General features: G+C 71.0%; 29 protein-coding genes. 16 read left to right on the forward strand and 13 right to left on the reverse strand.

Annotation, left to right across the window (positions count from 1 at the left end; genetic code table 11):
- Positions 1-6 precede the first annotated feature (6 nt).
- On the reverse strand, positions 7-1,353 hold the full coding sequence (locus tag AMY39116_RS0334925) for a carboxypeptidase regulatory-like domain-containing protein (protein ID WP_020422237.1): 1,347 nt from the start codon (positions 1,351-1,353) through the stop codon (positions 7-9).
- Between the two features lie 55 nt (positions 1,354-1,408).
- Here AMY39116_RS0334925 and AMY39116_RS0334930 point away from each other — a divergent pair, with 55 nt between their 5' ends.
- A complete protein-coding gene (locus tag AMY39116_RS0334930; protein ID WP_020422238.1) occupies positions 1,409-2,032 on the forward strand; it encodes a TetR/AcrR family transcriptional regulator in 624 nt (207 codons plus the stop codon).
- On the opposite strand, the gene AMY39116_RS0334935 is transcribed toward AMY39116_RS0334930, so the two are convergent.
- Positions 1,983-3,776 carry an NHL domain-containing thioredoxin family protein gene (locus tag AMY39116_RS0334935; RefSeq protein WP_020422239.1) on the reverse strand — a complete coding sequence of 598 codons (1,794 nt, stop codon included), beginning with the start codon at positions 3,774-3,776 and terminating at the stop codon, positions 1,983-1,985. The genes AMY39116_RS0334930 and AMY39116_RS0334935 overlap by 50 nt on opposite strands.
- Positions 3,777-3,861: 85 nt before the next feature.
- The gene (locus AMY39116_RS0334940) at positions 3,862-4,503 is read right to left on the reverse strand and encodes a hypothetical protein (RefSeq protein WP_020422240.1); all 642 of its coding nucleotides are present in this window, start codon (positions 4,501-4,503) and stop codon (positions 3,862-3,864) included.
- A gap of 57 nt (positions 4,504-4,560) precedes the next feature.
- Between AMY39116_RS0334940 and AMY39116_RS0334945 the strand changes: the two genes are divergently transcribed.
- Genes AMY39116_RS0334945 through AMY39116_RS0334960 form a run of 4 tightly spaced genes read left to right on the forward strand, consistent with a single transcriptional unit; the run spans position 4,561 to position 7,061 of the window.
- Entirely contained in the window at positions 4,561-5,403 is an 843-nt protein-coding gene (locus AMY39116_RS0334945) for an SAM-dependent methyltransferase (RefSeq protein WP_027936487.1), read from the forward strand.
- A gap of 45 nt (positions 5,404-5,448) precedes the next feature.
- Positions 5,449-6,093 (forward strand): alpha/beta fold hydrolase, encoded by a 645-nt coding sequence (locus tag AMY39116_RS0334950; protein ID WP_020422242.1) that lies wholly within the window; start codon positions 5,449-5,451, stop codon positions 6,091-6,093.
- An 11-nt stretch (positions 6,094-6,104) separates the two neighbouring features.
- Positions 6,105-6,632, forward strand: coding sequence for a hypothetical protein (locus AMY39116_RS0334955; RefSeq protein ID WP_020422243.1), 528 nt, complete (start codon positions 6,105-6,107; stop codon positions 6,630-6,632).
- Positions 6,633-6,638: 6 nt separating this feature from the next.
- On the forward strand, positions 6,639-7,061 hold the full coding sequence (locus AMY39116_RS0334960; protein ID WP_017985824.1) for an FxsA family protein: 423 nt from the start codon (positions 6,639-6,641) through the stop codon (positions 7,059-7,061).
- Here the strand turns inward: AMY39116_RS0334960 and AMY39116_RS0334965 are convergent.
- Positions 7,058-7,618: an SCP2 sterol-binding domain-containing protein gene (locus AMY39116_RS0334965; protein ID WP_027936488.1), complete on the reverse strand. Its 561-nt coding sequence runs from the start codon at positions 7,616-7,618 to the stop codon at positions 7,058-7,060. The genes AMY39116_RS0334960 and AMY39116_RS0334965 overlap by 4 nt on opposite strands.
- A 46-nt stretch (positions 7,619-7,664) precedes the next feature.
- Between AMY39116_RS0334965 and AMY39116_RS0334970 the strand changes: the two genes are divergently transcribed.
- Positions 7,665-8,330, forward strand: a complete 666-nt coding sequence (locus tag AMY39116_RS0334970; RefSeq protein WP_020422245.1) for a TetR/AcrR family transcriptional regulator — start codon at positions 7,665-7,667, stop codon at positions 8,328-8,330.
- Here the strand turns inward: AMY39116_RS0334970 and AMY39116_RS0334975 are convergent.
- Positions 8,296-9,150: a MaoC/PaaZ C-terminal domain-containing protein gene (locus AMY39116_RS0334975; protein ID WP_027936489.1), complete on the reverse strand. Its 855-nt coding sequence runs from the start codon at positions 9,148-9,150 to the stop codon at positions 8,296-8,298. The two genes, AMY39116_RS0334970 and AMY39116_RS0334975, sit on opposite strands and share 35 nt — an antisense overlap.
- Positions 9,150-10,496, reverse strand: a complete 1,347-nt coding sequence (locus AMY39116_RS0334980; protein ID WP_020422247.1) for a 3-oxoacyl-ACP reductase — start codon at positions 10,494-10,496, stop codon at positions 9,150-9,152. Before AMY39116_RS0334980 ends, AMY39116_RS0334975 begins: the two co-directional genes overlap by 1 nt.
- Before the next feature lie 82 nt (positions 10,497-10,578).
- On the opposite strand from AMY39116_RS0334980, the gene AMY39116_RS0334985 reads away from it, so the two are divergent.
- The gene (locus AMY39116_RS0334985) at positions 10,579-11,850 is read left to right on the forward strand and encodes an acetyl-CoA C-acetyltransferase (protein WP_020422248.1); all 1,272 of its coding nucleotides are present in this window, start codon (positions 10,579-10,581) and stop codon (positions 11,848-11,850) included.
- A 163-nt stretch (positions 11,851-12,013) separates the two neighbouring features.
- On the opposite strand, the gene AMY39116_RS0334990 is transcribed toward AMY39116_RS0334985, so the two are convergent.
- The gene (locus AMY39116_RS0334990; protein ID WP_020422249.1) at positions 12,014-12,439 is read right to left on the reverse strand and encodes an ester cyclase; all 426 of its coding nucleotides are present in this window, start codon (positions 12,437-12,439) and stop codon (positions 12,014-12,016) included.
- 87 nt (positions 12,440-12,526) lie between these two features.
- Here AMY39116_RS0334990 and AMY39116_RS0334995 point away from each other — a divergent pair, with 87 nt between their 5' ends.
- Positions 12,527-13,540 carry a LuxR C-terminal-related transcriptional regulator gene (locus AMY39116_RS0334995; protein WP_051123656.1) on the forward strand — a complete coding sequence of 338 codons (1,014 nt, stop codon included), beginning with the start codon at positions 12,527-12,529 and terminating at the stop codon, positions 13,538-13,540.
- Here the strand turns inward: AMY39116_RS0334995 and AMY39116_RS0335000 are convergent.
- The gene (locus tag AMY39116_RS0335000) at positions 13,537-14,067 is read right to left on the reverse strand and encodes a DoxX family protein (protein ID WP_020422251.1); all 531 of its coding nucleotides are present in this window, start codon (positions 14,065-14,067) and stop codon (positions 13,537-13,539) included. The two genes, AMY39116_RS0334995 and AMY39116_RS0335000, sit on opposite strands and share 4 nt — an antisense overlap.
- A gap of 207 nt (positions 14,068-14,274) precedes the next feature.
- Here AMY39116_RS0335000 and AMY39116_RS0335005 point away from each other — a divergent pair, with 207 nt between their 5' ends.
- A complete protein-coding gene (locus tag AMY39116_RS0335005; RefSeq protein ID WP_020422252.1) occupies positions 14,275-15,471 on the forward strand; it encodes an ATP-binding protein in 1,197 nt (398 codons plus the stop codon).
- Here AMY39116_RS0335005 and AMY39116_RS0335010 read toward each other — a convergent pair.
- Positions 15,444-15,905, reverse strand: coding sequence for a helix-turn-helix domain-containing protein (locus AMY39116_RS0335010; RefSeq protein ID WP_020422253.1), 462 nt, complete (start codon positions 15,903-15,905; stop codon positions 15,444-15,446). The two genes, AMY39116_RS0335005 and AMY39116_RS0335010, sit on opposite strands and share 28 nt — an antisense overlap.
- Positions 15,906-15,965: 60 nt before the next feature.
- On the opposite strand from AMY39116_RS0335010, the gene AMY39116_RS0335015 reads away from it, so the two are divergent.
- From AMY39116_RS0335015 to AMY39116_RS0335035, 5 genes are all read left to right on the forward strand, one after another.
- Positions 15,966-17,345 (forward strand): MFS transporter, encoded by a 1,380-nt coding sequence (locus AMY39116_RS0335015; protein ID WP_020422254.1) that lies wholly within the window; start codon positions 15,966-15,968, stop codon positions 17,343-17,345.
- Positions 17,342-17,884 carry a pyridoxamine 5'-phosphate oxidase family protein gene (locus AMY39116_RS0335020; protein ID WP_020422255.1) on the forward strand — a complete coding sequence of 181 codons (543 nt, stop codon included), beginning with the start codon at positions 17,342-17,344 and terminating at the stop codon, positions 17,882-17,884. Before AMY39116_RS0335015 ends, AMY39116_RS0335020 begins: the two co-directional genes overlap by 4 nt.
- Positions 17,885-17,983: 99 nt before the next feature.
- Complete coding sequence (locus AMY39116_RS46890; protein ID WP_017985832.1) at positions 17,984-18,133, forward strand: hypothetical protein; 150 nt, start codon at positions 17,984-17,986, stop codon at positions 18,131-18,133.
- A gap of 208 nt (positions 18,134-18,341) precedes the next feature.
- On the forward strand, positions 18,342-19,271 hold the full coding sequence (locus tag AMY39116_RS0335030) for a bifunctional helix-turn-helix transcriptional regulator/GNAT family N-acetyltransferase (protein ID WP_020422256.1): 930 nt from the start codon (positions 18,342-18,344) through the stop codon (positions 19,269-19,271).
- Positions 19,272-19,275: 4 nt separating this feature from the next.
- Entirely contained in the window at positions 19,276-19,584 is a 309-nt protein-coding gene (locus tag AMY39116_RS0335035; RefSeq protein WP_020422257.1) for a hypothetical protein, read from the forward strand.
- Here AMY39116_RS0335035 and AMY39116_RS0335040 read toward each other — a convergent pair.
- Genes AMY39116_RS0335040 through AMY39116_RS0335050 form a run of 3 tightly spaced genes read right to left on the reverse strand, consistent with a single transcriptional unit; the run spans position 19,572 to position 22,108 of the window.
- Positions 19,572-20,141 (reverse strand): peroxidase-related enzyme, encoded by a 570-nt coding sequence (locus AMY39116_RS0335040; RefSeq protein WP_020422258.1) that lies wholly within the window; start codon positions 20,139-20,141, stop codon positions 19,572-19,574. The two genes, AMY39116_RS0335035 and AMY39116_RS0335040, sit on opposite strands and share 13 nt — an antisense overlap.
- 12 nt (positions 20,142-20,153) lie before the next feature.
- The gene (gene mctP, locus AMY39116_RS0335045; protein WP_020422259.1) at positions 20,154-21,833 is read right to left on the reverse strand and encodes a monocarboxylate uptake permease MctP; all 1,680 of its coding nucleotides are present in this window, start codon (positions 21,831-21,833) and stop codon (positions 20,154-20,156) included.
- Entirely contained in the window at positions 21,833-22,108 is a 276-nt protein-coding gene (locus tag AMY39116_RS0335050; protein WP_020422260.1) for a DUF3311 domain-containing protein, read from the reverse strand. The genes mctP and AMY39116_RS0335050 overlap by 1 nt, the downstream gene beginning before the upstream one ends.
- Before the next feature lie 192 nt (positions 22,109-22,300).
- Here AMY39116_RS0335050 and AMY39116_RS0335055 point away from each other — a divergent pair, with 192 nt between their 5' ends.
- Entirely contained in the window at positions 22,301-23,893 is a 1,593-nt protein-coding gene (locus AMY39116_RS0335055; protein WP_020422261.1) for an alpha/beta hydrolase, read from the forward strand.
- Here the strand turns inward: AMY39116_RS0335055 and AMY39116_RS46895 are convergent.
- The gene (locus tag AMY39116_RS46895; RefSeq protein ID WP_020422262.1) at positions 23,890-24,036 is read right to left on the reverse strand and encodes a hypothetical protein; all 147 of its coding nucleotides are present in this window, start codon (positions 24,034-24,036) and stop codon (positions 23,890-23,892) included. The genes AMY39116_RS0335055 and AMY39116_RS46895 overlap by 4 nt on opposite strands.
- Before the next feature lie 155 nt (positions 24,037-24,191).
- Between AMY39116_RS46895 and AMY39116_RS0335065 the strand changes: the two genes are divergently transcribed.
- Positions 24,192-24,446, forward strand: a complete 255-nt coding sequence (locus tag AMY39116_RS0335065) for a helix-turn-helix domain-containing protein (protein WP_020422263.1) — start codon at positions 24,192-24,194, stop codon at positions 24,444-24,446.
- Positions 24,447-24,458: the final 12 nt, after the last annotated feature.

The raw sequence follows: 24,458 nt of genomic DNA on the forward strand, positions 1-24,458 counted from the left end.
GTGTCCTCAGCGTGCCGCGGAGACCAGCGGTTGCCGTCCGCGCAGGGTGAAGTCCCGGTGCGTGGTCCCGCCCTCGCGCACCAGCGCGCGACTCGCGGTCGCCTCGAACCCTGGCGCGGACACGACCAGGTCGACGAACTGACCGGGCAGCCCGGCGACCGCGTAGCGGCCCTCGCCGTCGGCCGTCGTGCGGACGAGCTGGTGCCCGCGGCCGTCCATCACCGTCACCGCGGCGCCCGGCACCGGCGAGCCGTCGGCCGCGTGGACCGCGCCGGTCAGCGTCGGCACCGGCTCGCCGAAGTGGCGGTGGTCCGCCGGCACCGCGGTCGGCTGCGGCATCTCGAAGGCCGGGTCCTCGACCGGCGGCTCCTCGACCGCGCCGCCCTTGCGACGCTGCACGAGGGCGTGACCGGCGATCAACACGACGCCGAGCAGGACCCACCCGCACAGCACCAGCACCGGCCGCAGCACGCCCCGGCCGTCGAAGTAGAAGATGCCGCGCAGGGCCTCGATCAGGTTGCCCATCGGGAAGAACGGGTGCAGCGCGCGGAAGAACCCGGGGACCATCTGGACCGGCACCGCGCCGCCGCTGGACGGCATCGACAGCAGCACGAACAGACCCATCGCCACCCCGGGGAACCACTGCTTGACCAGCGGCACCAGGCCGAACGAGGTCAGCGAGACGGCCTGCGTGAGCAGGAATGCGACGGGGATCGCGACCGGGTCGTTCGGGATGACGTCCATCGCGACGCCGCCGGCGTAGCCGATGAGGGTGAGCAGGGCGCCGAAGCCGACCAGCGTGGCGACCTTGGCGCGGCGGCTCAGCGTGACCGCCCGCAGCAACATCATCACGACGATGTAGCTGGGGATGTTCCAGATCAGCACGAGGTAGAACAGACCGGTGCCCATCGCGTCGCCGGGTTCGGTCGGCGCGAGGTCGACGACGGTGAGCGCGTGCCCGGTCTGGGCGGCCACCGGGGCGAAGGCCTGGTTGAGGACCGATTCGAGCAGGTAGCCGTCGGCCTTGGCGACGAAGAGCGTCGGGCGCGCCGGATCGGCCGAGTAGGCGGCGGTGGCGTCGCGGTCGAGCACCGCCTGGCGGGCCTGGTCGGCGGTGGCGACCGGCTGGATGTCGAACGCGCCGGGGCTCGCCTGGCCCAGGGCCGCCTCGATGCGCGCCGCGGCGGTCTCGTCGGCGACCGCGACCTCGATGTGGTGCGGCGACGGCGCGTGGAACGCGAGCAGGTAGCAGAAGACGAAGCCGAGGGCGAAGAAGACCGGGAACCACAGGCTTTCGGCCAGGGTGCGGAGCTTTCCGGGTTCTTGTTCCTGGGTTTCGACATGTTCCGCCATGCTGTCAGCTTATCACTTTTTGCAGGCGCTGCAAAAATGCAGTACTGTAAGAATCGTGAGCCCGCCCACCGGTCTGCGCGAGCGCAAGAAGGAAGCCACCCGCGAAGCACTGCGCCACGCGGCCGTCACGCTGTACCGCAGGCACGGGCCGGACGCGGTGACCGTCGAGGACATCTGCGCGGCCGCCGGGGTCTCGCCACGGACGTTCTTCAACTACTTCGCGACCAAGGACGAGGCCGTGTTGTCGCTGGACATCGCGGCCGCCACGCTGGGGCAGCGCATCGCGGACCGGCCCGCGGACGAGCCGCCGCTGACGGCGTTGCGGGAGGTGTTCGCCGGGCGCTTCGCCGAACTGGCCGCCACTGACGTGTGGACCGAGCGGACGCTGCTGCTGCGGGAGCACCCGGAGCTGATGCCGCGAGTGGCACAGGCCAACCGCGCGCTCGAAGAGGCGGTGGCCGAAGCCCTGGCCGCGCGCACCGGACTACCGGCGGACGACCTCTACGTGCGGACCACGGCCGCGGCCGCGATCGGCGCGAACCGGGCCGCCATCGGACGCTGGCAGCCCGGTTCGGATCCGGACCTGGTCACGTTGTTCCACCAGGCCATGGACGTGCTGGAGCGCGCCTTCACGCCCCCGCGAGGATCAGCTGGAGGCGGTCCGGCCCGTCCGGCGTGATCCGGATCGGCACGCCCCAGTCCTGGCGGGTCACCCGGCAGACCGGGTGCTCGGCGTCGGCGTCGCAGCTCGCGGCCTGCGCCACGACCTGCAGCACGCCCTCGGTGTGGCCCTCGGCGATCTTGAGCGACCGGGTCAGCTCGGTGCCGGTGCCCTCGCCCTCGACCAGCAGCTCCGGCGGCGCGGCCGTCACCTGCAGGCGGGTCGACGGGCCGAACCGGTCGTCGAGCTTCTCGCCGGGCGGCGGCGTGAAGACCACCGAGAACTCGACCGTGCCCGGGGCCAGCTCGGTCGGCGGGCGGCGCACGGCGAGCGCGTCCCCGGCGACCTGCTGCCCGTCCGCGGTCAGCGGCAGCGCGGTGAGGCGGTGCGCGGCCGACTCGACGACCAGCAGCGCGTCCCCGGTGACCAGCAGGCCCGACGGCTCGGCGAGGTCCTTCGCCAGCGTGGACACCTTGCCGCTCGCCGGGTCGTAGTGGCGGACGGCGCCGTTGTAGGTGTCCGCGATCGCGATGGTGCCGTCGGCCAGCACCGCGACGCCCAGCGGGTGCTGCAGCAGCGCGTCCGCGGCGTCGCCGTCGCGGTGGCCGAAGGAGAACAGGTCGGTGCCGATCGCGGTGTGCACGGCACCGTCCTCCAGGTAGCGCAGCGCGGAGGTCTCGGCGTCGGCGAGCCACAACCGGTCGCCCTGGACGGCGAGGCCGGAGGTCTGCCCGAAGAACGCCTCGGCGGCCGCGCCGTCACGCAGGCCCTCGACGGTCGTGCCGGCGAACCGGGAGATCCGGCCGGTGCGCGGATCGAACAGGCCCAGCGTGTGGTTGCCAGCCATCGCGACGACCGCGCCGCCCGCGGGCTCCCACCAGATCACGTCCCACGGGCTGGTGAGGTCGATGGACAGCGCGTCGCCGTCGGTCTCGCCGTCGCGCCACTGGTTGCCGGTGCCGGCGACCGTGGTGACCTCGCCGGTGACGAGGTCCACCCCACGCAGCAGGTGGTTGGCCGTGTCGGCGACGAGCAGGTGGTAGCCGGCCTGGTCGGCGACCTCGGCGGGCAGCAACGCGAGACCGGACGGCTCGGCGAAGCTCGCGACGTCGAACGCGCCGTCGGCGCGGCCGCGGGCGCCGCTGCCGAAGCGGCGGATCAGGGTCTCGCCGTCGGAGGCGAACTCGGCGATCGAGTGGTTGCCGGTGTCGGCGACCAGGATGCGGCCCTCGGCGGTCACCACCGCCTTGCTGGGGAAGCGCAGGTCGGCGGGCTGCTCCTCGACCGGCACGTACGGGTTGCCGCCGCGGCGCAGGGTGCCCTTCGCGTCGTGGGTCTCGACGAGCTCGGCGACGACCCGGCGCAGCGCCTCGGCGTGCCCCTCGCCGGCGGCGGTGTGCACGACGTAGCCCTGCGGGTCGACGATCACCAGCGTCGGCCAGGCCTTCACGGCGTACTGCGACCAGGTCGTCATGTCGGGGTCGTTGAGGACCGGGTGGTGCACTTCGTAGCGGCGCACGGCCGCCTCGATGGCCGCGGCCTCGCCCTCGTGCAGGAACTTCGGCGAGTGCACACCGATCGTGACGAGCACGTCGGCGAACTCCTCCTCCAGCGGGCGCAGCTCGTCCAGGACGTGCAGGCAGTTGATGCAGCCCGACGTCCAGAAGTCGAGCAGCACGATCTTGCCGCGCAGCTGGGCCAGCGTGACGGTCTCACCGCCGGTGTTCAGCCACACGTCGCCGGCGAGTTCGGGCGCGCGCACGCGCGCCTGCCGTTGCTCTGATGCCACGGAACGGTTCAACGAGACGCGGGAATCCGCTTGTTCCCGCAGCTCACGATGTGGAATCTCACAGCCGTTCCAGGGCGTCCGCGATGGTGGCGGGGTCGGTGAGCGGCGCGAGGTGGTGGGTGTCCAGGCGCTGCACGGGCCAGCCGCGTCCGGCGGCTTCGCGGGCTTCCTCGTCGTAGGCGCCGCTGAGCTGGAGGTAGGCGCTCGGCGGTTCGGTCTCGGCGGGCGCGGGTTCGGTGAAGTAGGCGAGCGGGACGCGGGGCAACCCGGCCAGGAACTCGTCGCGGATCCGCTGGTCGGGCAGCAGGTCCTCGACCGTGCCGGGCGGGAACCACTCGTGCCACGGCGGGAGCCTGCCGTCGGTGGCCAGGTCGCGCAGGCGCTCGGCCAGCTCGGGCGGCGCGGTGTCGAACCAGCTGCGGCCGGGGTGCGGCAGGAGGGCGTCGACGAAGACGGCCCGCGGTGCGCCGGTGCGGGCGGCGATCCCGGCGGCCAGCGCACCCGCGCCGCTGTGCACCACCAGGGTGCCGGGTTCGCGGACCGCGTCGAAGAGCCGCGGGTAGTAGGGGCCGGGCCCGTCGAGCGCGGCGACCAGGGACGGGGTGGCCACGCGGTGGCCACGCGCACGGAGTTCGGCGGCGACCAGCTGCCAGGTCTGCGGACCCACGAGCGGGCTGTGGACCAGGACGAATTCGGCCATCACGCTCCAATCGGGCAATTCATTTCGGATCACATCCGGACTTCGTTGATCACTACCATGGGGCGCATGGACGAGGCGTTGCGCGCTGTGGAGAACAGTCTGGACCGCCCGTCCGCGGCGCGGGTCTACGACTACTTCATCGGCGGCACGACGAACTACGCCATCGACCGGGAGTTCGCGCAGAAGATCCGGCGCAGGCTGCCGCTCATCGGCGAGTACATGAAGACCAGCAGGCAGTTCCTCGGCCGCGCGGTGCGGGAGTGCGCGCGGCTGGGGGTGCGGCAGTTCGTGGACATCGGGTCGGGGCTGCCGACGGCGGGCAACGTGCACGACGTCGCCGACGAGGCGCGGCCCCAACGCGATAGCCGGGTCGTGTACGTGGACAACGAGCCGGTCGCGCTGGCGCACTCGCAGCTGCTGCTGGCCGACACCGCCGACCCGGCGCGGCACGTGGCGATCGCCGCCGACTTCATGCACGCCGAGGACCTGTGGGAACGGGTCCTGGACACCGGCATGGTGGACGCGCGGCAGCCGGTCGCGCTCGTGATCAACGCGGTGCTGCACTTCATCAAGGACGCCGACGACCCGGACAGCCGCGTCGCCTACTTCCGGAACCGGCTCGGGCCGGGCTCGCTGCTGGTCCTGTCGCAGATGACGAACGAAAACCCGCGCAGCGACGAGGAGCGGCAGGCGCTGGCCGACCTGGTGGAGTACTACGAGGGCACCACGAACCCCGGGCAGCTGCGCACGAGGGCCGAGTTCGCCCGCTTCTTCGGCGACTGGGAGCTGCTCGAGCCCGGACTGGTGTACGCGCCGTCGTGGCACCCGGACCGGCGCACCCTGTTCCGCCGGACGCCCTCGGAGTCCCGCGTCCTCGGCGGCGTGGCCCGCAAGCCCTGAGCGAACACGCTTCCGGCGGCCGCCGGGCGGTGCCAGGTTGGGGGCATGCGGGTGGTGTTCGTGCACGGTGCCCTGGTCCGCGACGGCGCCTGGTGGTGGAGCCCGATGGCGCCGCTGCTGCCGGAGAGCGTGGCGGTGGAGCTGCCCAGCTGCGGCGGCGGGGGTGACCTGTACGCGGACGTCGCGGCGGTGCGGGCGGCGCTGGACGACGGCCCCGCGGTGCTGTGCGGGCACTCCTACGGCGGAGTGGTGATGACCGAGGCCGCGGCGGATCACCCGGCGGCGCGGCACCTGGTCTACGTCGACTCGTACCTGCCCGACGTTGGCGAGTCCCTGTCCGACGTGACCGGCGGCGTGGCGCCGGTGGAGCCCGCCGGGGAGGGGCTGGTGTCGCTGCGCCCCTCGCTCGCGCCGCGCTACCTGCACGACTGCGACCCGGAGGTTGCGGCCGGCGCCATGACGCGGCTGGTCCCGCAGACCGCGACGGCTTTCACCCAGCCGGTGCGGGCCGCCGCGTGGCGCTCGCTGCCCTCGACGTACGTGGTGTGCGCCGACGATCCGGCGACACCGCCGGACGTGCAGCGCGAGCAGGCGAAACGGGCTGGCTCGGTGGTCGAGATGACGTGCGGGCACCACCCGTTCCTGACGCGGCCGGCGGAACTCGCGGCCGTGCTGAGACAGGTGGGCTAGGGTCGGCGGCCATGCGGCGCGTCGTGGTGCTCGGCTGCGGTGGGGCGGGCAAGTCGACCTTCTCCCGGCGGCTGGGCGCGCTGCTCGACCTCCCGGTCACCCACCTCGACCACGTCTACTGGCAGCCGGGCTGGGTGCCGCTGCCCGCCGGGGAGTTCGCCGCGCGGCAGCGGGCCCTGGTCGCCGGCGAGCGGTGGCTCCTCGAAGGGAACTACGGCGGCACGCTGGAGATCCGGCTCGCCGCCGCCGACACCGTGATCCTTCTCGACCCGCCGCGGAGGGTCTGCCTGCGCCGGGCCGTCCTGCGTGTCCTGCGGGGCTGGGGGCGGGACGGGCAGGCGCCGGGCTGCCCGGAACGTCTGTCCCTCGAGTTCCTGGCCTGGATCTGGGCCTTCCGCCGCCGCTCGCGGCCCCGGGCCCTGCGCGCGATCGCCGAGCACGGCTGCGGCGCCCGGCAGTACCTGCTGACCACCCCGCGCGAGGCCGGGCTGTTCCTCTCCGGCCTGGCCCGGGAGAAATCCGCCGGTTCCGGACGTTGAACCGGTATGGCTGTCGTGTTGCTGCTGTACATCGTCGCCGAGGTGGCTGCCGTTTGGGCGGTCAGCTCGCTCATCGGCTTCCTGGGCACGCTCGGGCTGCTCGTGGTCGGGGCGTTCCTGGGCTCCTGGCTCGCCCGGCGGGAAGGGGCGCGCGCCGCTCAGGCGTTCCTCGCCACCGCTCGCGCCGGCCGGTCGCCGCACGCGGAGATCACCGACGGCATGCTCGTCGCGTTCGGCGGGTTGCTCATCATGATCCCGGGCTTCCTCTCCGACCTCGCCGGGCTGGCGCTGCTGCTGCCGCCCACCCGCGGCATCGTCCGCCGGGCCTGGCTCAAGCGCGCCGAACGCCGCATGCCGAACCGGCTCATCGTCGTCGACAGCGAGGTGGTCGACAAGGAGACCACCAACCGCCCGATCATCGAGGGCTAAGCCGGCTTCGGTATATCGAAATAACCCGACAGCCGCACCGCGGGCGCGTACTCGCCCTTCACCTTGACCTTGCCGGTCACGAACATCGCCGCCACCGCGGCGTTGCCCGTCGCGACGCGAAAGAAGTCGTCCGGCGCGATCGTGATCGTCGTGTCCGGCTCGCGCCCCAGGTCCTTCCCCGAGTGGCACCGGCCGTCCTCGATGACCGTCTGGAACCGGTCGTACCCGCCGATCCCGGAGCCACCCGGGAACCGCCAGCACACCACGACGCTCGAATACCGCGCCTTCTCCGCCAGGAAGTGGTCCGACATCCGGCGGAAGATCTCCTCCAGGAACACCATCCGCAGTTCAGGATGCTCACCGATCGCCCTGAGCTGCTCCTTCGACGCGCGCCGCACGACGTCGGCGAGCGTTTCCGTGGACATCCCGCTCAGGTGCACGCCGGTCCCGGCCGACCCCAGCATGTGCAGAGTTTCGAGCAGCTGGATGAACTGCTCCGCGGACAGCCTGCTCAGATCGATCTGGCGGGCGAACGCGTCGACCACTGTGCCGGACACAGGCGGAGATTCTACCGGCGAAGGGGTGAGGAGGTAGCGTTTCGGCGTGAAGGAGGTCAGCGTGACGGAAGACGTGAAGACCCCGCGCTCGCGGCGGTTGCCCAGAGCCGTGCGAGAACGGCAGATCCTGGACGCCGCCGTGGAGGTGTTCTCCCGGCACGGCTACCACTCCGCGTCGATGGACGAGATCTCCGAGGTCGCCGGCGTCTCCAAGCCGATGATCTACTCCTACCTCGGCGCCAAGGAAGACCTGTTCGCCAAGTGCATCCGCCGCGAGGCAGGCCGCCTGCTGGAGGCGGTCCGCGACGGACTGCGCTCGGAACTGCCGCCGGACATGCAGCTGTGGCACGGGCTGCGGTCGTTCTACCGCTTCGTCGCCGAGTACCGGGACTCCTGGACGGTGCTGCACCGCCAGGCCCTGACCGTCGGCGGCCGGTTCGCCGACGAGATCACCATGCTGCGCTCGCGCGCCATCGAGGTGGTCACCGCGCTCGTGGTCACCGCGGGCATGAAGAAGGGCCTGGGGGACCGGGCCGAGTTCTCCGGCCCGGCCCTCGCCGTGGCGCTCGTCGGAGCCGCCGAATCACTGGCCGACTGGTGGCTCGATCACTCCGAGGTGTCGGACGGCGTGCTCGCGTCCTGGCTGATGAACCTGGTGTGGCTGGGGTTCAACGACCTCATCGAGGGTTCGGTGTGGCGTCCGGAGGAGTGATCGTCCCCTCCAGGTGCGGCTTCGGCTTCTTCGCCGCCCACAGCTCGAACGCCCACCCGTCGCCCGTCTGCCACGACGTGAACGCGACCTTCGCCGGCAGCAGCACGGGCAGCTTGAACTTCACGTCGACCGTGTAGGCGTCCGGCAGCCTGCCCTCGAACGCGGCCAGCACGCGCGCCTTCGTCCACATGCCGTGCGCGATCGCCGACGGGAACCCGAACAGCTTCGCGGTCAGCGGGTGCAGGTGGATCGGGTTGCGGTCGCCGGAGACCTCGGCGTAGCGGCGGCCGATGTCGGCGGGCACCCGCCAGATCGCCTTCGGCGCGGGCGCCGCGAGCTGCTCGCGCTTCCCGCCGCCCTCACCGCCGCCGCGCCGCAGGTACGTGCTCACCTCCGTCCAAATCGGACCGTCGGCGGTGGTGAACTCGCTGATCACGTCGAACTGGCGGCCCTTTTCGTGTGGCCGCAGGTTCTCCGCGCGCACCCGGACCGTGCCGGTGTCGGTCAGCCGCACCGGGCGGCGCTGCGTGATGCGGTTGGCGACGTGCACCATGCCCAGCAGCGGGAACGGGAAGTCCGGCTGCGTCATCAGCGCCATCTGCAGCGGGAACGCGAGCATGTGCGGGTAGGTCACCGGCAGTTCGTCGCCCAGCCGGAACCCGCAGACCTGGTTGTAGGCCGCCACGTGCGCCGGGTCGAACTCAACGCCCGCGCGCACGTACTCGGTGTCCGGCAGGCCGCCGCCACCGCTGTGCGGCAGCAACGCCTTGGCGTACAACGGCGCCAGCTTCGGTGCCTCGCGGAGTTCCTTCGTGCCCATCACGCCCCCAGCAGAGCCTGGCCGCACACGCGGACCACGTTGCCGTTCACCGCGGCCGACGCGGGGTTGGCGTACCAGGCGATCGTCTCGGCGACGTCCACCGGCAGCCCGCCCTGGCCGAGGCTGGACAGCCGCCGCCCGGCCTCGCGGATGAACAGCGGGACCGCCGCGGTCATCTTCGTCTCGATGAAGCCGGGCGCGACGGCGTTGATGGTGGCGCCGTACTCGGCGAGCTTCGGTGCGCCGTCCTGCACCATGCCGATCACGCCGGCCTTGCTGGTGCCGTAGTTGGTCTGGCCCACGTTGCCCGCGATGCCGGCGATCGACGAAACGCCGATGATGCGGCCGTTCTCGCGGAGCACCTTCTCGCTCAGCAGCTTGTCGTTGACCGCCAGCTGCGCGGCCAGGTTCACGGTGATCACCGCGTCCCAGGCGCCCTCGGTGAGGTTGCCGAGCGTCTTGTCGCGCGTGATGCCGGCGTTGTGCACGACGATGTCGACCCCGCCGTGCCGCTCCTTGAGGTAGGCGGCCAGCTTGTCCGGCGCGTCCGCCGCGGTGATGTCCATCTGCAGCGCGGAGCCGCCGACCTTGTTGGCGACCTCGGACAGCTCGCCGCCCTGCGCCGGGATGTCTAGGCCGACCACGTGCGCGCCGTCGCGGGCGAGCACCTCGGCGATCGCCGCGCCGATGCCCCGGGAGGCGCCGGTGACCAGGGCGACCTTGCCGTCGAGCGGCTTCTCCCAGTTCTCGATCGCGGGCACCGACGGCGTGCCGGTGGCGCCGACGCGGATCACCTGGGCGTCCACGAACGCCGACTTGGCCGACAGCACGAACCGCAGCGTCGACTCGGCGGCCTCCTCGGCGCCGGGCGCGACGTAGACGAGCTGGGCGGTCGCGCCACGCTTGAGCTCCTTGCCGACCGAGCGGACGAACCCTTCGAGCGCGCGCTGAGCGATCCGCTCCCGGCCGTCGGCCAGCTCCGGCGGGGTGCCGAGCACGACGACCCGGCCGCAGTAGCCGATCTTGCGGATCACCGGGTGGAAGAACAGGTACACCTCGCGCAGCTGCGCCGGGTCGGTGATGCCGGTGGCGTCGAACACCAGGCCGCCGTAGCGCTGGTCACCGCCCGCGGGCTCGGTCAGCACCGTGATGCCGGCCGCCGCGAGCTGGTTCTGCACGGTCTTTTCGAGCCGCCCACCGGGCGCGGCGCCGAAAAGTGCGGGACCATCGAGGGCGGGCTGTCCGGGGCGGTAGCGACGCAGCACCGGCGGGTTGGGCAGCCCGAGCTTGGGCACCAGGAACTTCCCGATCGGCGTCTTGGTGAACTGCTGATACCGGTCGGCCATCACGTGCCTCCTTACCGAGCTTACCTACTCGTGAGTAGGTTACACTGTCATCCGAGGCTCACCACCGCAGTGGGAGGAATTGATGGACGTTCGTCGCGTCGCCATCGTGGGCGGCAACCGCATCCCGTTCGCGCGGTCGAACGGCCGCTACGCCAACGCGTCCAACCAGGACATGCTCACCGCCGCGCTGGACGGCCTGGTGAGCCGCTTCGCGCTGCAGGGCGAGCGCATCGGTGAGGTAGCCGCGGGCGCCGTGCTCAAGCACGCGCGGGACTTCAACCTGGCCCGGGAGAGCGTGCTGGGCAGCAAGCTCTCGCCGGAGACCCCGGCCGCGGACGTCCAGATGGCGTGCGGCACCGGGTTGCAGGCGATCGTCAACGTCGCGAACAAGATCGCGCTCGGCCAGATCGACTCGGCGATCGCCGGCGGCGTGGACACCACCTCCGACGCCCCGCTGGCGGTGAACGACGACCTGCGCCGCATCCTGGTGCAGCTCAACTCCGCGAAGACCGTGGGCCAGCGGCTCAAGCTGCTGACCAAGCTGCGGCCCGGCCAGATCGTGCCGGAGATCCCGCGCAACGCCGAGCCGCGCACCGGGCTGTCGATGGGCGAGCACGCGTCGCTGACGGCCAAGGAGTGGGAGATCTCGCGCGAGGAGCAGGACGTCCTCGCCGCGACCAGCCACCAGCGCCTCGCCGCGGCGTACGAGCGCGGGTTCTTCGACGACCTGGTGACGCCGTACCTCGGCCTGTCCCGCGACCAGAACCTGCGGCCGGACTCGACCGCGGAGAAGCTGGCCAAGCTCAAGCCGGTGTTCGGCGGCCCGGACGGCACGATGACCGCGGGCAACTCGACCCCGCTGACCGACGGCGCGTCGACGGTCCTGCTGGCCACCGAGGAGTGGGCCGCCGCTCGGAAGCTGCCGGTCCTGGCGTACCTGACGTTCTCGGAGACCGCGGCGGTGGACTACGTGCACGGCGGCGAGGGCCTGCTGATGGCCCCGGCGTACGCGGTGCCGCGGATGCTGGCGAAGGCCGGCCTGACGCTGCAGGACTTCGACTTCTACGAGATCCACGAGGCGTTCGCCTCCCAGGTGCTCGCGACGTTGAAGGCGTGGGAGAGCCCGGCGTTCGCCAAGGAGAAGCTCGGGCTGGACGCGCCGCTCGGGCCGATCGACCGGTCGAAGCTGAACGTGAACGGCTCGTCGCTGGCCGCGGGCCACCCCTTCGCGGCGACGGGCGGCCGCATCGTGGCGACGCTGGCGAAGCTGCTGCACGAGAAGGGCTCCGGGCGGGGCCTGATCTCGATCTGCGCCGCGGGTGGCCAGGGCATCACGGCGATCCTGGAGAAGTGAACAGAGGTTTTGAGCGGCGGAGCCGGTTGCTGTGGGCCAGCAGCCGGCACCGCCGCGGGTTCTGAGTTGGCTCAGCCGCGCGGAGCGCGTCGGTTGAGGGTGGTGGTGGGTGACGGGCGGGAGTCTGAGGTTCCGCCACCCGCACCGCAACGCAGGCCGATTGTCATGGCACGAGCCCGAGCTGCTGGAGCAGGCCGAGCTGGTCGAGCCTGCCCCAGCGCTCGACGATGCGATCGCCCTGCACGCGGAAGACGTTGATGCCCCGCAGGGTGATCGTGCGGCCGGTGCCCGGCACGCCCATCAGCTCGCCCTGGTGGGTGCCGCGGGCGGTGAACACCTCCACGACGATGTCGTCTTCGGCGACGAGCCGCTCGACTTCGCTGCGCCAGTCGGGCATGGCCTGGCGCATCGTCGCGGCGGCCTGGCGCATGCCGTCGGGCCCGTCCGGGATGCCCGGGAACGGCGGGTCGTGGTTGACGAACGCGGGGTCGAGGTAGCGGTCGACGGCGCCGAGGTCGCCCTTGGTGAACAGGTCCTGGATGAAGTCCTCGACGAGTTGCTTGTTGCTGCTGAGCTGGTCAGTGGTCATGCGGTGATGCTGCGGCGGCGATGACCCCGGGACCATCCCACGCGTCTGGGATTTCCGCGGGGCACGGCGGGGGCGCACACTGGGCGCATGCGGCGATCGCCCAGTGCGGTCCGCGCCGAGCACGACGTGATCCGCCTGTCGCACAGCGGCCTGGACACCACCGGCGTCCGGCGGGAGGTGCTGCGGGCCCTGCGCCGCGTGGTGCCCTCGGACGCGACGTTCTTCGCGACCGCCGATCCGGAGACGCTGCTGTTCACCGGCGCCTGGCCGGACCCGCCGCTGGACACCGCGGCGCCGTTGTTCCTGGACAACGAGTTCGGCGGCGGCGACGTGAACACCTTCGCCGGGCTGGTCACCTCCGGCAGGCCGGTCGCGACCCTGGACGGCGCCACCGGGCGGGACCGCTGGGCCAGCGAGCGCTACCGCGAGATCATGCGCCCGCTCGGGCTCGGCGACGAGATGCGCGCGGCGCTCGTGACCGGCGGCCGCTGCTGGGGCTACCTCTGCCTGCACCGCGAGGACGGCCTGCCCGGCTTCACCGCGACCGAGAAGACCGCGCTCGCCCGTCTCGCCCCTCATCTCGCGCACGCCATCCGCACCGCGGCTCTCGTGGACGGCCCGGCCGCCGCGGACCACCGGCCGGGCGTGGTGCTGCTGACCGACGACCTGCGGCTCGTCTCGCTCACCCCCGACGCCGAGCACCTGTTGTCCCTGCTCCCGCCTGGCGTTCCGCTGCCCCTGCCGGTGTACGCGGTCGCCGCCGCGCTGCGGTCCGGTAGCGCGGTGCCGAGTGTCCGGGTGCGTGGCGCCGACGGCTCATGGCTCACGCTGCACGCCTCGCGGCTCACCGGCACCCGGCAGCTGGCCGTCGTCGTCGAACCGGCCGACGCGCGCGCGGCGGCTCCGCTGGTGCTGGCCGCGCACGGGCTGACCACGCGCGAGGCCGACGTCGCCACGCTCGTCCTGCGTGGCCTGCCGACCCGCGCGATCAGCGACCGGCTGCACATCTCCGCGCACACCGTGCAAGACCACCTCAAGGCCGTGTTCGACAAGGTCGGCGTGCGCAGCCGCCGGGACCTGGTGATCCGCCTGCTCGGTTAGACCGGCAGGACGTCGCGGGCGGACGCGGCCGTCGACTGGATCTGCTTCGACGCCTTGTGCGCCTGCTTGCTCGCCCTCTCGGTCGCCTTGTGGGCCTGCTTGCTCGCCTTGTCGGCGGCGCGGCGGGCGCGCCAGCCCAGCGACGGCTTGCCCTCGGTGTCGGCGGCCGCGATCAGCAGGCCACCGGCCAGTCCGGCGTTCTTGAGCAGGTGGATCAGCTGGTCCTGCTTCTGCTGCGGGTCCTTGGCCTCCCAGAACGGGTGGCCGGCGACGGTCGTCGGGACCAGGCTGCCGACCAGCGCCAGCGCGGACAGCCGCGGGAACTTGCCGAGCGCGAACAGGGTCCCGGCCGCGATCTTCACCCCCGCGTCGATCTTGACCAGGCTCACCGGGTCGGTCGGGAGCGCGTCGGGCAGCTTGTCCTGCTGCTCGCCGACCTTGTCGAGCACGGGTTTGGCCGCCTCCGCGTGCCCCTCGGCCTGCTTCAGGGCGTTGATGCCGCCGTAGATGAAGATGCTCGCCAGCATGGGGCGGGCCAGTCGACGCAAGATCACGATCCTCGCCTTCCTCGGATGCGACATGTCACGTCGAGGATCTACCCATTCCCGCGTCTGTTCATCCCTAACGTTTTCTAGTTCGCACGCTAGATATCCCTATAAAAAGGTAGCGACACGCCGGTAGCGGAATCTCCACAAATATCGGGGTCGCGCTAGACGCGCCGATACGTTGGCAGAGTGGACCCGATCCGCAACCCGTTCGCGCCGGGCGCGGGACAGCGGCCGCCGGAGCTGGCGGGCCGTGAACGCGAGCTGACCGCGTTCGAGGTGGTGCTGCAGCGGGTCGCCCGTGGCCGCCCGGAACGCAGTCTCGTGCTGACCGGCCTGCGGGGCGTCGGCAAGACCGTGCTGCTCGGCGAGCTGCGGTCGATGGCCGTGAAGCACAAGTGGGGCGCGGGCAAGATCGAGGCGCGCCCGGACGCGGAGCTGCGGCGGCCGCTGTCGGCGGCGCTGCACCGCGCGATCCGCGACCTGGCGGTGCGGCACCGGGCGCCGGACCGGGTCGAAGAGGTCCTCGGCGTGCTGAAGGCGTTCGCGCTGCGGTCGAACAAGGCGGACGCGAAGCTGCGGGACCGGTGGCAGCCGGGCATCGACGTGCCCGCCGCGCAGGGCCGCGCCGACTCCGGCGACATCGAGATCGACCTGGTCGAGCTGTTCACCGACGTCGCCGAGCTGGCCGCGGACGTCGGCACCGGCGTGGCGCTGCTGATCGACGAGATCCAGGACCTGCAGCCGGACGACGTGTCGGCGCTGTGCGCGGCGTGCCACGAGCTGTCCCAGTCGGGCGCGCCGCTGGTGGTGGTCGGGGCGGGGCTGCCACACGTGCCCGCGGTGCTGTCGGCGTCGAAGTCCTACTCCGAGCGGCTGTTCCGGTACGTGCGCATCGACCGACTGAACCGGGAAGAGGCCGACCGGGCCGTGCTGGCGCCGATCGAGCGGGAGGACGCCGGCATCGAGCCCGAGGCGCTGGACGCGTTGTTCGATGCCTCCGGCGGATACCCGTACTTCATCCAGGCCTACGCGAAAGCGGCCTGGGACGCGGCGCCGGACGACCCGATCACGGTGCAGGACGTGCAGGTCGCCGCGCCGGAGGCCGAGCAGGAACTGGCGGTCGGGTTCTTCGGCTCCCGCTACGAACGCGCCACGCCCGCCGAGCGCGAGTACCTGCGGGCGATGGCGGAGCTGACCCAGGGCCGGGACGAGAGCGCAGGCACCTCCGACGTGGCGGTCTACCTGGGCCGCAAGCCCTCGTCACTGTCCCCGGCGCGGGACTCGCTGATGAAGAAGGGGCTGGTGTACTCCGCGGAGCGCGGGCACATCGCCTTCACCGTGCCGCACTTCGGGCACTACCTGCTCAGCCGCGCCGTGGACTGAAGCAGTTCCCGCTCCTCCTCGGCGACCCGCCGGTCGTAGGCCTCGTGCGCCGCGGCGATCTCCCGCTGGTGCTCCTCGGTCCAGGTCACCAGCGACTTGATGACCTGGTGCAGCGACATGCCCAGCGGGGTCAGCTCGTAGTCGACGCGCGGCGGCACCACCGGGTAGACCGTCCGGCTGATGATCCCGTCCCGCTCCAGGTGCCGCAGCGTCACGGTGAGCATCCGCTGGCTGACCCCGTCGATCGCCCGCCGCAGCTCGGAGAACCGCATCGTCCGGCGGTCGAGCAGCGCGATCACGAGCAGGGACCACTTGTCCGCGATCCGGTCGAGGATGCGCCGGACGTCGCAGTCCGCGCGGGTGTCCCACTGGATGACCTCGTCGTCCTCGGTTCCCGTGCAGTAACCGAGTGCCTTTGAAGTGCCGTCTTCCACAGTCGTCCATGGTCACACAAGATTCGTCTGTTACCAATCGAAACCTTGGGAGCGGATCTCGTGTCCACCACCGCCGGAGCGCCACCGCGCTTCACCCCACGAACCTGGGGAACGCTGTTCGTCCTGTGCGGCGCGATCTTCCTGGAGGGCATCGACGTCGCGATGCTGAACGTCGCGCTGCCCGCCATCCGCGCCGATCTCGGCCTGTCCACCGGCGAGCTGCAGTGGGTGGTCAGCGCCTACGTGCTCGGCTACGGCGGGTTCATGCTCGCCGGCGGCCGGGCCGCGGACCTGTTCGGCAGGCGCCGGATGTTCCTGATCTGGCTCGCCGTCTTCCTGGTCGTCTCCGCCGTCGGCGGGCTCGCCGGGGAGGGCTGGCTGCTCATCGCCGCGCGGTTCGTAGCGGGTGTCGCCGCCGCGGTGATGACCCCGGCCGGACTGTCGATCATCACCACCGGCTTCGAGGAGGGCCCGCAGCGCAACCGGGCGCTGCTGGTCTACTCCGGGACGGCCGCGGGCGGTTTCTCGCTCGGCCTGGTGCTCGGCGGGCTGCTCAGTGCCGTGAACTGGCGGCTGGTGCTGTTCGTGCCCGCCGCCCTCGCGCTGGTCATCCTGCTGCTGGGGGCCGCGCTGATCCCCGCCACTCCCCAGGAGCGCACCCGGGACCGGCGGGTCGACGTGCTCGGCGCGGTGACCGTCACGGCCGCCATCGTGCTGCTGGTGCTGGGTGTCGAGCGCTCGGCGCACTCCGCCGCGGGCTGGACCACCGCGACCATCGCTGCCGGGCTCGTGCTCGCGGCCGTGTTCGTCCTGGTCGAGCGCCGGTCCGCGGCTCCGTTGATCCGGCTGGGGCTGCTCCGGTCCGGGGCGCTGGTGCGCGCGAACCTGGCGGGCCTGCTGTTCGCCGCGGCCTTCTTCGGGTTCCAGTTCATCGCCGTGCTGTACCTGCAGGAGCTGCGTGGGTGGAGTGCGCTGGAGACCAGCCTCGCGATGCTGGCGATCGGCGCGGACGCCGTGCTCGCGCCGACCCTGACCCCGCGCTTGGTCGAGCGGTTCGGCAACGCGAAGGTCATCGTGGCCGGTCTCGTGCTCGCCGTGGTGTCCTACGCCCTGTTCCTGCCGATCTCCACGGACACCGTCTACCTGGCGATGTTCCCGACGATGATCGTGCTCGGGGTGGCGTTCGCGCTCGCCTACGGCCCGCTGACGATCGTCGCCACCGACGGGGTCGCCGAGCACGAGCAGGGGCTGGCCGGCGGCCTGCTCTACACGGCCTTCCAGTTCGGCGCCGCGCTCGGGCTCGCGGCGTGCACGGCGGTGCTCACCGGGGCGAGCGGCGGGGTCGACGGCTACCGGTCCGCGCTGGTGGTGCCGATCGCGGCCGCCGCGGTGGCCGCCGTGATCAGCGCGTCCGGGTTGCGGAAGCGGGTGGCCCGATGAGCCGCGTCGTCGCCTCCTTCGCCGAGCTCGAAGCCGAGTTCAACGCCTACGTCGGGTCGATCGGGTACGCCACGATGGTCACGGTCGACTCCCGGAACCGGCCTCGCACGCGGATCCTCATCCCGGTCTGGGAGAACGTGGACGGGCAGCCGCGCGGGTGGCTGGCGACCTACCGGACGCCGGTCAAGGCCGCGCACCTGGCCCGCAACCCGCACACCTCGTTCTCGTACTGGAAGCCGGGGAACAACTCGGTCGCCGTCGAGGCGGTCGCCGAGTGGGTCGACGACGTGGACGTGAAGTCGCACGTGTGGCGGCTCTACCGCAACACCAGCCCGCGGGGCGCCGGGTACGACCTCGGCGCGTTCTGGCGGTCGCCGTCGGACCCGGAGCTGCACGTGCTCCGGCTCGAGCCGTGGCGGATCCAGGTCATCCGCGGCGCCGATCTGCGTAGTCGCATCTGGCAGTCTCTACCGCTTTCTAGGGATGAAGCTAGAAATGGCGATCTTCCGCAAGATCGAGCTGTTGCCGATGATTCGTAGGCAAGTGCCCTAGGTCACCGGATAATCGTTGGCGACCTTGTGAAAAAAGGTGCATACTGGAAGCACAGCCACCGAGATGCACGAGGGATGCGAACACCGATGAGCAACATCGCCGCCAAGCTCCGAGCCCGCCGCGCCGAGGCGCGCACCCGCCGGGCGCTGAGCCGCGCGATCGACACCGCCGGTTCCGTGACGGTCCGCCAGGAGCTGATCGCCATCGCCCAGGCGCGTCAGTCCAACTTGCGCTGACGCGTGAGCTAGGCCACAAATAGATCAGGTTGTAACGCCACCAGGGGAAGTGGCGATACCCCAGATGACCCCGTGATGCTGGCGGACCCCCGACCTGGCAGCATCACGGGGTTTTCCAATTCCCGGGCTCCCACCTCGAAAAACCACTTGCGGCCCACCTCCACCCGAGTACTGTTTGACTCAGTCAACGAGTTTCTTGAGGTGGTCAATGAACAGCCCGCCACTGCTCGACCGCATCACCCAGGTCCGCGCCTTCAACCGGCTCTACACCGGCCTCATCGGGGTCCTCGAAGAAGGCCTCGTCGGCAGCGACTACTCCCTCGGCGAGGCCCGCGTGCTCTACGAGCTCGCGCAGGAGGGCGTCACCGAGGTCGCCGAGCTGCGGCGCCGCCTCGATCTGGACCCCGGGTACGCCAGCCGCCTGCTCGGACGTCTGGAAAGCCGCGGCCTGCTGGTCCGTGAGCGCCACGAGACCGACGGCCGCCGCCAGCTCGTCCGGCTCACCGAAGCCGGCCGCGCCGAGCAGCAGGTCCTCGAGGACCGCACCATCGAACAGATCGGCAAGCTGCTCAGCCGCCTCACCGACGACGACCAGCACCGCCTGGTCACGTCCATGCGCACCATCCGCCACCTCGTCGGCGAGCGCGAACCCGCCCCGGCGCTCGTGCTGCGCCCGCCCCGGCCCGGCGACTTCGGCTGGGTCGTGCAGCGCAACGGCGCGGTCTACGCCCAGGAGTACGGCTGGGACGCCACGTACGAAGCCCTCGTCGCCCGGATCATCGCCGACTACGTCGAGCACTACGACCCGGCCCGCGAGGCCGGGTGGATCGCCGAGCTGGGCGGGGAGCGCGTCGGCTCCGTGTTCTGCGTCCGCGGCTCGGACGACAAGACCGCGAAACTGCGCCTGCTGCTCGTCGAACCGCACGCCCGCGGCCGCGGCGTCGGCAAGCGCCTGGTGGACGAGTGCCTGGCCTTCGCGCGGGCACACGGCTACACCGCGATGGAGCTGTGGACCAACAGCGTCCTGGCCGCCGCGCGGCACATCTACCGGCGGGCGGGGTTCGAACTCGTCGACTCGCAACCCCACCACAGCTTCGGGCACGACCTCGTCGGCGAGACCTGGCGGCGGGAGTTGTGACCACGTGTTCGTCGTCTACTGCGAAACCTGCGACACCCGGACCCTGATGGGCATCGACGAGGTGGAGTGGGTGCACAACCTGACGCCCGGCGTCATCTCGGTGACCACGGCCTGCCCGCGCGGGCACCCGACCGTCGTCCTCACCGGCGACAAGTTCCGCCCGAAGGCCGACCCGCGGGTCCCGGACCGCATCCCGCCGCTGTGGGTGCGCGCCTACCGGCACCCGGCGAAGTGGTGGGCCCGGCTGCTCGGCCGCCTGCTCCGCAAGTACGAGATCCAGCGCGACCTGCACGAGTCGCTCTACCGCTTCTGATCGCGGCCCATCGCGTAGAACTCGGGGTTCGGCCGCAACGCGGTCAGGTGCGCCAGCCGGTTGGACATCGCGAACAACGCGGTGATCGCGCCGACGTCCCAGATCTCGTCCTCGGTCAGCCCGGCCTTGCGGGCGGCCTCGATGTCGGCCTCCCCGAACAGTTCGGGCTTGCGGGCCAGCGCGAGCGCCAGGTCGACGATCGCGCGGCCCCGCTCGTCCAGCTCGACCTGCCACGGGTTGGTGGCGACCCGGTCGGCCAGCTGCGGGTCCTTCGCGCGGATCCGCAGTATCGCGCCGTGGGCGACCACGCAGTACGTGCAGTGGTTCGCCCCCGACGTCGCCACCACGACCAGCTCCCGCTCGGCCTTGCTCAGGCCGTCGGTGCGCTCCATGAGCGCGTCGTGGTAGTCGAGGAAGGCACGCAGTTCAGCCGGCCGGTGCCCCAGCGCGCGGAAGACGTTCGGCACGAACCCCGACTTCTCCGCGATCACGCCGATGCGCTCCCGCAGGTCCTCGGGCAGGTCTTCCAGCTCCGTGACACCGAACCGGCTGTCCACGTTGGTCTCCTTCTAGTGCGCGGCGCCGATGGGGCGCAGGTCCTTGTCGTGCTCGTCGGCGTGGTAGTCGGTGCCCTCGGTGTCGTCGGTGCCGTTGAAGATCTTCAGGCTCCGGGCGATCACCGTGACGATCACGGCCACCACGAGGTTCGCGATCAGCGCCACGAACCCGGGGTAGATCTGGACCATCGAGCCCGAGAACGGGTGCCAGCCGAAGATCGACAGCTTGTCCAGCGCGAGCGCGGAACCGCCGAAGTGCGCCTTGCCCGTCTTCGGATTCGGGATGCCGTAGAGCATGATGATGCCCCACACCATGCCGACGATCCAGCCGGCGATCAGGCCCCACCGGTGCAGCCATCGCGTGTACAGCGCGATCGCCACCGCGGGCAGGGTCTGCAGGATCAGGACACCGCCGATGAGCTGCAGGTCGATCGAGAACTGCGGGTCGATGAACAGGATGAACGCGACCGCCCCGAACTTCACGACCAGCGACGCCAGCTTGGCCTGCTTGGCCTCCTGCGCCGGCGTGGCGTCCCGCTTCAGGTACTCCTTGTAGATGTTGCGGGTCCACAGGTTCGCCGCGGCGATGGACATGATCGCCGCGGGCACCAGCGCGCCGATGCCGATCGCGGCGAACGCCACGCCCGCGAACCACGACGGGAACTGCGTGTCGAACAGCACCGGCACCACGGTGTTGGAGTCGGCGTTGCCGGTGGCCGCGTTGGTGATCGGCTTGACGCCCGCGGTCAGCGCGACGTAGCCGAGCAGCGCGAGCAGGCCCAGCAGCAGCGAGTACGCGGGCAGCGCGATCATGTTCCGCTTGATCACGCTGCGGCCGCGCGAGGCGAGCACGCCGGTGAGCGAGTGCGGGTACAGGAACAGCGCCAGCGCCGAACCCAGCGCCAGGGTGACGTACTGCAGCTGGTTGTTCGCGGTCAGCAGGATCGAGCCCGACGGGTTGCCCGTCTTCGGGTCCGGCGTCTGCAGCTTCTGCTGGCTCACGTCGAAGATGTGCGACCAGCCGCCGAGCTTGGACGGCAGGTAGAACACCGCGACCAGGATGACGATGTAGATCAGGCCGTCCTTGACGAACGCGATCAGCGCGGGCGCGCGCAGGCCCGACTGGTAGGTGTAGAGCGCGAGCACCAGGAACGCGATCAGCAGCGGCAGGTGACCGGCGATGCCGCCGCCGTTGAGGCCCATCGTCCGCAGCACCGCTTCCAGGCCGACCAGCTGCAGCGCGATGTACGGCATGGTCGCGACGATGCCGGTGATCGCGATCAGCAGCGCCAGCGTCGGCGAGCCGTAGCGGCCGCGCACGAAGTCGGCCGGCGTCACGTAGCCGCGCGAGCGGGACACCGACCACATCCGCAGCGCGGGCAGGAAGACGATCGGGTACAGGATCACCGTGTAGGGCAGGGCGTAGAAGCCCAGCGCGCCGGCGCCGAACACCAGCGCGGGCACGGCCACGAAGGTGTAGGCGGTGTAGAGGTCACCGCCGACGAGGAACCAGGTGATCCACGAGCCGAACTTGCGGCCGCCGAGGCCCCACTCGTCGAGGTGGTCCAGCGAGGCCGCCGCGCGCCACCGGGACGCGACGAAGCCCATCACGCTGACCACCAGGAACAGCAGGACGAAAACGCTCAGCTCCACCCACTGCAGCCCGCTGCCGGGCGCCTGCGCCAGTGCCATCACTTCTCACCCTCGTCCAGCTCTTCGGCGGCGAGCCGGTCCGGCTTGCCCGTCACGACCGGCTTCCCCTTGGTCATCACGTAGACGATCGCCACGGATACGACACCGACGAACACGAAGAGGAACTGGTACCAGTAGAAGAACGGCAGTCCCAGCAACCGCGGCTTGTCGAAGTTGAACCACGGCGTGACGAGCATCAGCAGTGGTAACAGCAGGATCAGGTTCCACGGGCTGATCTGGAGCCCGGTGACCTTCCCGGCGGCTTTGCCAGACATGTGACCTCACTTGGACGGGGAATGGCCGCGTTGACCTTAAGTCCTGGCCTCCCCGCCGTCACGCGTGCCCGAGTATCGATTTGATCAGCGCAACACCCGACGAACGCAGGTTGCCCGGCCCCGGCCCGGCCGATATGAATAGGCGCGCCGCGGGGTATGCGCGCGGCTGCGGCTAGTGACGAAGGGGCGAGCATGACACGGACGCGCTGGGCGGTGGTGATCCCGGCTCTGGCCGGCACCCTGCTGGCGGCGGGCACACCAGCGATCGCGGCGCCGGCCGGGCCCGCACTGAACTCGGCCGGCATCCCGGATCGCTACGCCCTCCAGACGTTGAACTGGCACACCTGCACGCCCGACGAGCTGTCGGGGCAGACCCCGCCTCCCGGCGCCGAGGGCATCGAGTGCGCCACCTACCTCTCGCCGCGGGACTGGTCGGCGCCGAACCAGGGCATCGACGTGACGATCGCGGTCAGCAGGCTCAAGGCGACCGGCGAGGCGACGGAAAGCACGTTCGTCAATCCGGGCGGCCCGGGCGCGCCCGGCCGGATGTTCCCGGCGCGGCTGCGCAACCAGACGCGGGTACGTGAGCACCAGGACATCATCGGGTTCGACCCGCGCGGCACCGGCAAGAGCACGAACATCACCTGCGGCGGCGCGATCGGCACCGGCAGCGACCTCGACCCGCGGGACCGCAGCCGGGAGAACCTGAAGCTGATCCTGGACGCCACCGAGTACGCGGCCGACTCGTGCCAGGTGAAGTCCGGCGACCTCGGGCCGTTCATCAACACCCGGCAGACGATCAACGACCTCGACCTGCTGCGCGTGCTGCTGAAGCGGCAGAAGATCAACTGGGTCGGCTACTCGGCGGGCACCTGGATGGGCGCGCACTACGCGCAGGCCTTCCCGGACCGCACCGGCAAGTTCGTGCTCGACTCGAACACCGAGTTCACCACGACGTGGCAGATGTCGTTCGACTGGCAGCCGCTGGGCTTCGAGCGGCGCTGGCGGGAGGACTTCCTGCCGTGGATGGCGAAATACGACAGCCTGTACCACTTCGGCACGACCGCGGAGATGGCCCGGCATACCTACGAGCAGGTGCGCTACGCCCTGACGCAGAACCCGGTCGAGGTCGACGGGACGAAGCTGTCGGCCAACGCGCTGGACTCGTTCATCGCCTCCGAGCTGTACAACAAGCGGTACTTCCCGGAGCTGGCCGACTACCTGGTCAACGTGCGGAACCTGACGCAGGGCACCGCGTCGGCCCAGCAGCAGACCGCGTTGCTGGACCAAGTGAAGGCGGTCACCGACGCGGTCGGCCCGCAGCCGCTGGTGGTGCCCACCGACTACGACGACGCCTACGACGCGAGCTTCTGGACGATCCCGTGCAACGAGGGTCCGTGGTTCGGCAACCGGAACACGGCGGTGCGGCAGTCGGCGCAGCTGGGGCCGCAGTACCCGCTGCTGGGCTGGGGGTGGCTGATCCAGCCGTGCATCTTCTGGAACAACAAGCCGGAGCCGCTGCCGGTCCTGGACGGGCGGGGCGTCCCGCCGGTGCTGATGGTGCAGTCGACGCACGACCCGGCGACGCCGATCGAGGGCGCCGAGCGCGCGCACCGCGCGTTCAAGGGCTCGCGGATGATCACCGTGACCGGCGAGGGTGACCACGGGATCTACGCCGGGGGCAACGCGGCGGTGGACAAGGTTGTGGAGGACTTCCTCGTGGACGGGGTGGTGCCGCGGGACCAGACGCTGCCTGGTATGCCGCTGCCCGACCCGACCGCCTAGTTCTCGGTCTTCAGGACCCCGCCGGGCTCGTTCTCGGCGGGGTTCTTCAGTTCTTCCTTCAGTTCGCGGAACCGGCCCGTGCAGGTGCACAACACCAGGTAGACCAGGGTCAACACGAACATCAGTCCGCCGGCCAGCAACATGGCGGCCTCCTCTCCGACTGGTATGAGTGAGACGTGCGACACAGCAGGAGAGTTGCCGTTCCGGCGGTTTTCACGCCCCCTTTCTTCCGGTAGTCCCCAGGCTGTGCACAGAGTTGTCCACAGGCTGGGGACAGGTGGGCGGATAGACTGTGGACATGGTGCGAGTCCCGCTGACCGAAGCCGAACGCGAACGCGGCGAGCGTCTCGGTGCCGCACTGCGAGCCGCGCGGGGTTCCCGCAGCATGGCCGAGGTGGCGCTGGAGGCCGGCGTCTCGGTCGAGACGCTGCGCAAGATCGAGACCGGCCGCATCCCGACGCCTGCGTTCTTCACGGTGGTCGCACTCGCGGACGCGGTCGGCCTCCCACTGGACGCCCTGCGCGACGCGATCACCGGCGTACCGACCGGTTGACGGTGGATGCGC

This window comes from Amycolatopsis sp. ATCC 39116 (assembly GCF_000231075.2).
Lineage (GTDB): Bacteria > Actinomycetota > Actinomycetes > Mycobacteriales > Pseudonocardiaceae > Amycolatopsis_E > Amycolatopsis_E tucumanensis.

What these genes read in the sequence shown, in the direction of transcription:
- mctP (WP_020422259.1), bottom strand. Translation starts at nt 21,833, where the DNA reads ATGGCACTGGCGCAGGCGCCCGGCAGCGGGCTGCAGTGGGTGGAGCTG.
- AMY39116_RS0334980 (WP_020422247.1), bottom strand. Translation starts at nt 10,496, where the DNA reads ATGGCCGACCGGTATCAGCAGTTCACCAAGACGCCGATCGGGAAGTTC.
- AMY39116_RS0335030 (WP_020422256.1), top strand. Translation starts at nt 18,342, where the DNA reads ATGAACAGCCCGCCACTGCTCGACCGCATCACCCAGGTCCGCGCCTTC.
- AMY39116_RS0335000 (WP_020422251.1), bottom strand. Translation starts at nt 14,067, where the DNA reads ATGCTGGCGAGCATCTTCATCTACGGCGGCATCAACGCCCTGAAGCAG.
- AMY39116_RS0334925 (WP_020422237.1), bottom strand. Translation starts at nt 1,353, where the DNA reads ATGGCGGAACATGTCGAAACCCAGGAACAAGAACCCGGAAAGCTCCGC.
- AMY39116_RS0334950 (WP_020422242.1), top strand. Translation starts at nt 5,449, where the DNA reads ATGCGGGTGGTGTTCGTGCACGGTGCCCTGGTCCGCGACGGCGCCTGG.
- AMY39116_RS0334960 (WP_017985824.1), top strand. Translation starts at nt 6,639, where the DNA reads ATGGCTGTCGTGTTGCTGCTGTACATCGTCGCCGAGGTGGCTGCCGTT.
- AMY39116_RS46895 (WP_020422262.1), bottom strand. Translation starts at nt 24,036, where the DNA reads ATGTTGCTGGCCGGCGGACTGATGTTCGTGTTGACCCTGGTCTACCTG.
- AMY39116_RS0335050 (WP_020422260.1), bottom strand. Translation starts at nt 22,108, where the DNA reads ATGTCTGGCAAAGCCGCCGGGAAGGTCACCGGGCTCCAGATCAGCCCG.
- AMY39116_RS46890 (WP_017985832.1), top strand. Translation starts at nt 17,984, where the DNA reads ATGAGCAACATCGCCGCCAAGCTCCGAGCCCGCCGCGCCGAGGCGCGC.
- AMY39116_RS0334945 (WP_027936487.1), top strand. Translation starts at nt 4,561, where the DNA reads ATGGGGCGCATGGACGAGGCGTTGCGCGCTGTGGAGAACAGTCTGGAC.
- AMY39116_RS0334975 (WP_027936489.1), bottom strand. Translation starts at nt 9,150, where the DNA reads ATGGGCACGAAGGAACTCCGCGAGGCACCGAAGCTGGCGCCGTTGTAC.
- AMY39116_RS0334990 (WP_020422249.1), bottom strand. Translation starts at nt 12,439, where the DNA reads ATGACCACTGACCAGCTCAGCAGCAACAAGCAACTCGTCGAGGACTTC.
- AMY39116_RS0334940 (WP_020422240.1), bottom strand. Translation starts at nt 4,503, where the DNA reads ATGGCCGAATTCGTCCTGGTCCACAGCCCGCTCGTGGGTCCGCAGACC.
- AMY39116_RS0335020 (WP_020422255.1), top strand. Translation starts at nt 17,342, where the DNA reads ATGAGCCGCGTCGTCGCCTCCTTCGCCGAGCTCGAAGCCGAGTTCAAC.
- AMY39116_RS0335055 (WP_020422261.1), top strand. Translation starts at nt 22,301, where the DNA reads ATGACACGGACGCGCTGGGCGGTGGTGATCCCGGCTCTGGCCGGCACC.
- AMY39116_RS0334995 (WP_051123656.1), top strand. Translation starts at nt 12,527, where the DNA reads ATGCGGCGATCGCCCAGTGCGGTCCGCGCCGAGCACGACGTGATCCGC.
- AMY39116_RS0334985 (WP_020422248.1), top strand. Translation starts at nt 10,579, where the DNA reads ATGGACGTTCGTCGCGTCGCCATCGTGGGCGGCAACCGCATCCCGTTC.
- AMY39116_RS0334955 (WP_020422243.1), top strand. Translation starts at nt 6,105, where the DNA reads ATGCGGCGCGTCGTGGTGCTCGGCTGCGGTGGGGCGGGCAAGTCGACC.
- AMY39116_RS0335065 (WP_020422263.1), top strand. Translation starts at nt 24,192, where the DNA reads ATGGTGCGAGTCCCGCTGACCGAAGCCGAACGCGAACGCGGCGAGCGT.